This is a genomic window from Spirillospora sp. NPDC046719 (assembly GCF_040645715.1).
Classification (GTDB): domain Bacteria; phylum Actinomycetota; class Actinomycetes; order Streptosporangiales; family Streptosporangiaceae; genus Spirillospora.
Window position 1 is genome coordinate 1 of the sequence record NZ_JBEYYT010000588.1, and the last position, 4779, is coordinate 4779.

Consider the following 4779-nt stretch of genomic DNA (forward strand, 5'->3'; position numbering starts at 1 on the left):
GCCGTCCGTGCGCGGGTCAGGGTTTGTGGCCCACGGCCTCCTCATAGAAGGTGCGGTCGACGGCCTCCGACTCCGGCACCGTCTTCCCGAGCGCGCCGCCCTCGACGTACGCCTTCTGCAACCGGTCGGTCGTGCCCTTGCGGATCTCCCAGTCCCAGACCGGGGCCGGGACGGCGGTGAGCGCCTCCGGCTTGAGGCCGAGGTTCGACGCCAGCTCCCCGACGAACGCGGCGTTCTTCTTGTAGTCCCCGGTGAAGTAGGTGTTCACGATCCGGATCAGGGCGCGGACGAACGCGACGCCCGCGTCCGCGTTCTTGCGCAGCATCCCCGGCCCGTAGATCAGGCCGCCGAGCGGCTCGCCGAGGGGCTGGCCGCCGAGGAACTGGAACCCGGGCCTGCCGTCCACCTCCTTCCAGACCGGGTCGACCATCCACGCCGCGTCGACGCCGCCGTTCTTCAGCGCGGTCACCGTGTCGGCGGGCCCGGTGAGGCTGGTGAAGCGGACCTTCTTGAGGCTGGTGCCGTGCCGGCCGAGGACCTGGCTCATCGGGTAGGTGATCACGCTGCCCTTGCCGATGAGCGTGCCGACCCGCGCGTCGCCGAGCCTGACGGCGGCGGGCGCGGCGCCCTTCGGTGCGCGGGCCCAGAGCCCGGACCTGGACTGCGGGTTGGAGGAGTAGTTGCCGAGCACCCAGCGCAGTTCGAACCTCTGCTGGAGGCCGTTGAAGAACGCCGCCTCGGGCGCGGACCACATCGCGTCGAGGTCGCCCTTGGCCAGCAGCGGGATCGAGTCGGCGACCCCGAGCTGCTTGAACTCCACGTCCAGGTTCTCCTTGGCGAACTCGCCCTTGGCGATGCCGAGCCGCAGCGGGGCGACGAACTCGGCCGATCCGGTGCTGGCCGAGATCGTGATCCTGGTCTTCTTCGCCAGCGGCTTGGGCGCGGGCGCGCCGGGCTTGCAGCGGGCCGGGGCGCGGTCGGGCGCCAGGTCGGCTGGATCGCTCCAAGCCGCCGCGTCGCAGCCCGCCACCGGAGTGATCGGACGCGCCTCGCGCGGGGCGCCGGAGTCGGCGGCGCCCTTCGCGCCGCACGCGCCGGCGGCGAGCGCCACCGCGGCGACGATGGGAACGAACAGGGGAAGTCTCATGGTGTCCTCCGGTGCCGAAACGCCTGGTCAGGTACGGACGCGGTCACGGTCACCGGGCGCCCAGGGGGTCAGCCGCCGGCCGAGGAAGCGGATGATCTCGGAGAAGATCACGCCGAGCACCGCGACGCAGACGATGCCGACGTACATCACGTCGTTCTGGAACAGCGCCCGCGAATTGAAGATGAGGTAGCCCAGCCCGTCGGTCGCGGCGACGAACTCCGATGCCACGATGACCAGGACGGACACGCCCGCCGCGATCCGGGCTCCGACCATGATCTGGGGCAGCGCGCCGGGCAGCAGCACGTGCCGGAACATCTGCCACCGGCCCGCCCCGAAGACCTCGCCCGCCTCGCGGTACCCCTCCGGGACGGCCAGGAACGCCGACATCGTGGAGATCCACACGAAGAAGAAGACGGTGGCGGCGACCAGCGCGAGCTGCGGCCCCTCGCCGAGGCCGAACATGTTGAGGAAGATCGGCAGCAGCGCCAGCTTCGGCACCACGTACAGCGCGTCGAGCAGGGGCTCCAGCGCGGCGCGCACGGTCCGCGAGGTGCCCATCACCAGGCCGAGCAGCACGCCGACGCCGGTGCCGAGCAGGAAGCCGAGGACGACCCGGCGGCTCGTCGCCCAGACGTCCGGCCAGAGCCTGCCGTCCACGGCGAGGTCCCACCCGTTGGCGACGATGGTGGACGGCGAGGGGTACAGCCGCGCGTCGATCCAGCCGCAGTCCGCGGCGAGCTGCCACAGCCCGACGAGGACGACCGGGACGGCGATCGCCAGCCCGAGCTCCAGCGTGCGCCGGCGGGTCGCGGCGGCCGCAGGGGACCGCTCGGCGGGTCCCGGCTCGCGCACGATGATCCGCTCCTCGGCCGCTGCCGGCCGCAGGGTTCGCTGTTCGGTCATTCTCCGCCACCTCCGGCCGGTTCGATCTCGCCCCGCAGCAGGTCCCACAGCTCGGCCTTCAGTTCGGCGCACTCGGGGGAGTGCCGGACGTCCCCGCTGCGCGGGCGGCCGAACGGGGGTGTGCGCTCGGCCAGGACGCGGCCGGGACGGGCGCTCATCACCAGCACCCGGTCACCGAGGACGATGGCCTCCTCCAGGCTGTGCGTGATGAACAGCACGGTGCGCCGGTCCGCCTCGCAGATCGCCAGCAGCTCCTCCTGGAGGATGGTGCGCAGCTGGGCGTCGAGGGCCGCGAACGGCTCGTCCATCAGCAGGATCTCCGGCTCGACGGCGAGCGCGCGGGCGATCGACACCCGCTGCCGCATGCCGCCCGAGAGGGAGGCGGGGTAGGCGTCGGCGAAGTCCGTCAGCCCCATCCGGGAGAGCCAGTCGCGGGCCCGCCGGGTCGCCTCCTTGCGCGGGACGCCCTGGACGTCCAGCCCGAACCGGACGTTGCCGAGGACGGTCTTCCAGGGGTAGATGCCGTAGTCCTGGAAGATCATCGCGGCCGGGTGCCGGGCCGTGGCGCGGATCTCCAGGCGTCCGGCGCTCGGCCGCAGCAGCCCGGCGACCAGCCGCAGGAACGTCGACTTGCCGCACCCGGACGGCCCCACCACGCAGCAGAACTCGCCCGCCGCGATGTCGAGGTCGACCGGCCCCAGAGCGTGCACGTCCGCGCGGCCGCGGCGGAACCGGCGCTCGACCCCGGTCGCGTGGATGGCGGCGGGCGGTGGCTCCGAATCGTGCCGGGGGATCGTAGAACTCGTTCTGTTTCGGGCGAGTTCCATGGTCTCACCTCCAAGGACGCAGTGGAAGCGACAATATGATGGGGCGTCAGATTTGTGCAATAGGCAACATCGCCCGTCTCCCGGCGCGGTCAGCCGCCCTCCGCGCCGGGACCCGGCTCGGCGGGACCCGGCCGTGCGGCGCCCGCCCCCTCCGCCTTCTCCGGCCCGTCCGGCGAGCCCAGCGCGCCCGACTCGCGCAGCCGCGCGATCGCCGGCGGACCGTAGCCGAGCACCTCGCGCAGGATCTCCTCCGTGTGCTCGCCCAGAGCGGGCGCGCGGGCCGGGATCCGGCGCTCCTCGCCGACGAACCTGATGGGGCTCGGCAGCTGGTCGGTGCCGAGCCGCTCGGCCGGCAGCCAGGGCAGGCGCTCCTGGAACTGCGGGTCGGCGGCCAGCGTCCGGGGCGTGTTCACCGGCGCGATCGGCACGTTGTGCTCGCCGCCGAACGCGATCCACTCGGCGCTGCCGCGGCCGGCGAAGATCTCCGCCAGCTCGTCGCGCAGCACGGTGTCGCCGACGGCGTGGTCGGCGTAGCGCGAGCCCGGGTGCCGGTCGAACAGGTCGGGGCGGCCGACGGCGGTGCAGAAGTTGCGCCAGAGTTCCCGTTCGGAGGCCATGAGCAGGATGTGGCCGTCCGCCGTGGCGTAGAACTGGTACCGCACCCCGTCGCGCATGCCGGCCGTCCCCGGCTCGCGGCGCCGGAACCCGTCGGCGCTGTTGCCGGTGACCTCGCTCTCGGGCCGCTCGTAGGCCCGCCAGGTCTCGCTGCGCAGCCAGTCCATCGACGCGGCCGCGTCCGACTGGGCGACCTCCAGGCGGCCACCGGCGCCGGTCGCCCGCGCCCGGATGACCGCGGCGAGGATGCCGATGGCGGCGAACAGCGGCCCGGCGTTGATGCCCGTCGAGGGGTGCTCGGGGATCGCCCAGTGGCCGTCCCCGGTCGGTTCCGGGCGGACGAGCCCGGCCCAGGCGTCGAAGGCGACGCCGTGGCTCGGCAGGCCGCGGTACGGGCCGGTCTCGCCGTACCCGGAGATGCCGCAGAACACCAGCCGCGGGTTGACCCGCGCGAGCGCGCTCGGCCCGACGCCCCGGCGTTCCAGCCCGCCCGGCCGCATCGCCTCCACGACGACGTCCGCGCCCCTGGCGAGGTCGAGGAACACCTCCCGGCCCTCGGCGGTGCGCAGGTCGAGCACGATGCTGCGCTTGCCGCGGCTGATGTGCAGGTGCATCAGCGACACCCCGGAGACGAGCGGCCAGGTCGTCTCGCGGAGGTAGTCGCCGCGCGGCGGCTCGACCTTGATCACGTCGGCGCCGAGGTCGGCCAGGTGGGTGGTGGCGGCGCCGGGCCCGAGCATCGACGCCTCGACGATCCGGATCCCGGCGAGCGGCGCGCCGGGCGGGGTGTGAGCTTCCATCGGGATCTTGCCTCCGCGAGCCGACCGGACGGGCGGCCGCCGGCCGCCCGTTTCTGACTAGCCGTCAGATTAGTGCCGGCGAACCCGAACTGAAAGCCCGTCAGATAACTGTCCCGCTCGACCCCGGGCCCGCCGCTAGGGTCACCCCATGAAGCCGCGCTTCGGTCGCCCTGACATCTCCCGCTACGCCGACCGGTTCGACGTACCGGGGGCCGGCGAGGGCCTGTCGGTCACCTTCCTGGGGGTCTCCACCCTCCTCTTCGCGGACGGGGCCTCCGCCGTCATGACCGACGGGTTCTTCTCCCGCCCGTCGCTGGCGGCGGTGGGGCTGCGCCGCATCGCCCCGGACCGCCGCCGCATCGACGCCGCCCTCGCGCGGGCCGGCGTGGCCGCGCTCGACGCGGTCGTGCCCGTGCATACCCACTTCGACCACGCCATGGACTCGGCGGTGGTCGCCGCCCGCACCGGGGCGCGGCTGGTCGGCGGC

General features: G+C 73.5%; 4 protein-coding genes and 1 pseudogene. 1 reads left to right on the top strand and 4 read right to left on the bottom strand.

The window, feature by feature from the left end; genetic code table 11:
• Nucleotides 1–16 precede the first annotated feature (16 nt).
• The 4 genes from ABZ914_RS46635 to ABZ914_RS46650 form a co-directional block, all read right to left on the bottom strand.
• A complete protein-coding gene (locus ABZ914_RS46635; protein ID WP_500201083.1) occupies nt 17–1147 on the bottom strand; it encodes an ABC transporter substrate-binding protein in 1131 nt (376 codons plus the stop codon).
• Nucleotides 1148–1174: 27 nt separating this feature from the next.
• A complete protein-coding gene (locus tag ABZ914_RS46640) occupies nt 1175–2050 on the bottom strand; it encodes an ABC transporter permease (RefSeq protein ID WP_500201084.1) in 876 nt (291 codons plus the stop codon).
• Nucleotides 2047–2877: an ABC transporter ATP-binding protein gene (locus tag ABZ914_RS46645; RefSeq protein ID WP_190864087.1), complete on the bottom strand. Its 831-nt coding sequence runs from the start codon at nt 2875–2877 to the stop codon at nt 2047–2049. Before ABZ914_RS46645 ends, ABZ914_RS46640 begins: the two co-directional genes overlap by 4 nt.
• An 89-nt stretch (nt 2878–2966) precedes the next feature.
• Complete coding sequence (locus ABZ914_RS46650; RefSeq protein ID WP_500201085.1) at nt 2967–4292, bottom strand: CaiB/BaiF CoA transferase family protein; 1326 nt, start codon at nt 4290–4292, stop codon at nt 2967–2969.
• A 148-nt stretch (nt 4293–4440) separates the two neighbouring features.
• Between ABZ914_RS46650 and ABZ914_RS46655 the strand changes: the two are divergent.
• Nucleotides 4441–4779: pseudogene (locus ABZ914_RS46655) on the top strand (MBL fold metallo-hydrolase); the annotation flags it as partial.

What these genes read in the sequence shown, in the direction of transcription:
- ABZ914_RS46635 (WP_500201083.1), bottom strand. Translation starts at nt 1,147, where the DNA reads ATGAGACTTCCCCTGTTCGTTCCCATCGTCGCCGCGGTGGCGCTCGCC.
- ABZ914_RS46640 (WP_500201084.1), bottom strand. Translation starts at nt 2,050, where the DNA reads ATGACCGAACAGCGAACCCTGCGGCCGGCAGCGGCCGAGGAGCGGATC.
- ABZ914_RS46645 (WP_190864087.1), bottom strand. Translation starts at nt 2,877, where the DNA reads ATGGAACTCGCCCGAAACAGAACGAGTTCTACGATCCCCCGGCACGAT.
- ABZ914_RS46650 (WP_500201085.1), bottom strand. Translation starts at nt 4,292, where the DNA reads ATGGAAGCTCACACCCCGCCCGGCGCGCCGCTCGCCGGGATCCGGATC.